The organism is Bacillus sp. C30 (assembly GCF_040838255.1).
In the GTDB taxonomy this organism is placed as follows: Bacteria; Bacillota; Bacilli; order Bacillales; family Bacillaceae_G; genus Bacillus_A; species Bacillus_A mycoides.
In genome coordinates, this window is sequence record NZ_JBFPJH010000440.1 from 1 (window position 1) to 2,408 (window position 2,408).

At 33.7% G+C, this 2,408-nt stretch carries 1 protein-coding gene and 1 pseudogene; both read right to left on the minus strand.

What is annotated here, in order from left to right; translation table 11 throughout:
- Positions 1-246: 246 nt before the first annotated feature.
- On the minus strand, positions 247-1,935 hold the full coding sequence (locus AB3X49_RS21440) for a S8 family peptidase (RefSeq protein WP_367964608.1): 1,689 nt from the start codon (positions 1,933-1,935) through the stop codon (positions 247-249).
- An 81-nt stretch (positions 1,936-2,016) separates the two neighbouring features.
- Positions 2,017-2,408, minus strand: a pseudogene (locus AB3X49_RS21445) (helix-turn-helix domain-containing protein); the annotation flags it as partial.

Genomic DNA, 2,408 nt, shown 5'->3' on the forward strand with positions numbered 1-2,408 from the left:
GAGTATAAATTTCCAATATGGTATTTTTTAAGAAATTTTAGATAATGTCTTTAATATAGGATTAATCATTTTGCTTAATAAATGGAAATATCTAACATATAGATTCAACAGCCTTTATACAATCGCTCCCGTAAATTAAGTGGATTGTACCAATTTAAGAAGGGAATTGTAAGGTTTTCTCTGATCACATCCAGAAGTCAGTTTCATCTATATTTTTTTGGTGTTTTTATCATAATTTAGAAATGTTTATTTGATCAGAGTTTCATATTGTCCAGGTTGAGAATCATAATTATAAATAATGAGATAATATGTTCCTTTTTCAGCGATGTAGGTACTTGCAAGGATATTGTTATTACTAGTAGATGGATAGGATACATATACGGAGGGAGAAGAAGCAGGAACAAGAATCCAGCTTAATCCAATGTTGTTTTTGTTTTGTACAGAAATTGAAAGATCCATTTTTGAAGGAACATCTATTTTAAATATGTCTTGTGCATCATTTTGATTTAAAGAACCATTAAGAGGCGTATTGAAAGGTAGAGAGTTTGCACTGGCGATATCATTATTAGGCTCGGCTTCATAAGAGATAGGTTGGTATGTTTGAAGAGCTTTTCCAGCATTAATTAAACCGCCTGTTAAGACTTTATTCGTTAATGTTGAGAGAGGCGAGGTATTATTCATTATTTTGTTTTTAATTTCGGTAGGGCTATAGGAAGGGTAGGCAGATTGGATCAATGCTGCTACACCAGACACATGAGGAGTTGCCATGGAAGTTCCAGAATAAAATCCATAGGAGTTATTTGGAAGTGTGCTTAAGATATCAGTGCCTGGTGCTGCCACATCTACGGAAGTTTTTCCGTAATTTGAAAAGGAAGATAAAGAGCCTTTGTTGGTAATGGAAGCGACAGAGAGAATGTTGGAAAGGCTGTATGCGGCAGGGTACATAGGTGTTTGATCTGCGTTGTTTCCATTATTTCCCGAAGCAGCAATGAAGAGTGAGTTGGATTGTTGAATGGCATCGTAGAGGGCTTGACTAAATCCGCCACCTCCCCAGGAGTTATTGGTGATTTTAACACCCTTATTTTTATCATATTCAATGGCTTTAATAGCATTTGAAATAGTCCCACCATTGGTACCTAAAAATTTCAGTGGCATTACTTTGACTTGTGGTGCGACACCCACAACACCAATGGTATTATTTTTTACAGCTGCGATTGTCCCAGCAACATGTGTACCATGGGAATCTCCTGTTCCGTCATATACACTATTATTGTTATTTACAAAATCCCAGCCGTAGATATCATCAATATAACCATTATTGTCATTATCAATGCCATCACCAGGTATCTCATCTGGATTTTTCCAAATGTTATTTTTTAAATCAGGATGATTGATATCAATTCCTGTGTCGATAATACCAATGGTTATATTTGAGGATCCTTCTGTTTTAGTCCAAGCTTCTTCTACATTAATGTCGATATTAGGTGACCCCACACTACCTTGGATATTTTGACCAATATTTTTTAATCCCCACAAAGAGTTATAATAACTATCATTAGAATTGGCTGCAGGAGATACGATATAATTAGGTTCAGCATATTCAATATTAGGTGATTTGTTTAGTTTTTGTATAAGTTCTTTCATGTTAATGTCTGTATGAAATTTGATTAATTGTATTTGAGGTAGCGGAAAAGTATTTTGCACCTCAAATGAAAAATGATTTTGTAGTTGTTTTAAGTTTTCGGGGTTATTAAAATCTTTGAATTTTACAAGAACTTCGTTTGGTGTAAAATTAGTATTTCGCTCAAGTGACTGCATGATGGAATCTTTGACAGATGACTTAGTAGCAGCTTGAACATGTAGAGAAGAGCCAAATGAAAAAATTGATAACCCCAGTGATAGTGTTATGGCAATAAGCTTTTTAATTGTAATCACTTCCTTTTTGTAGATAGTGCAATGTATGCTTGTTCGCATTGGAAGGTTACAATATTTAGTTATACGGAGTTAGATTTCATGTTAAATTGTCATGAAAGTATGATCAAAATAAAACTTATCCATTAAGTTATTTACAATTCCGTTGAAATAAGCGAATGTACCTTTCTTCATTTTTACTCCAGATTTAATTTTCATAACAAACTCTTTAATAGCTTTTAAGCTAATAGTTAGCTCCTGGTCTTTAGTAAATGCTCTATTACCTGTGGAGAAGTTTGTAACTTTATTGCACTGTCTTACGACCTTCCACAGTTCTTAAATTGTTTTAGATTCACTGTAAAAAGAGCTAACTAAAGAAACAAAACGTTCTGGTACCCAGTGCGCAACAAAGTCAGCTTCTTTAATGTTTTCCTCAAGTTTAGTGTTATTCTCATTACTATTACGTTTGTTTATATCTTTTATATTTTGTTTTAAGG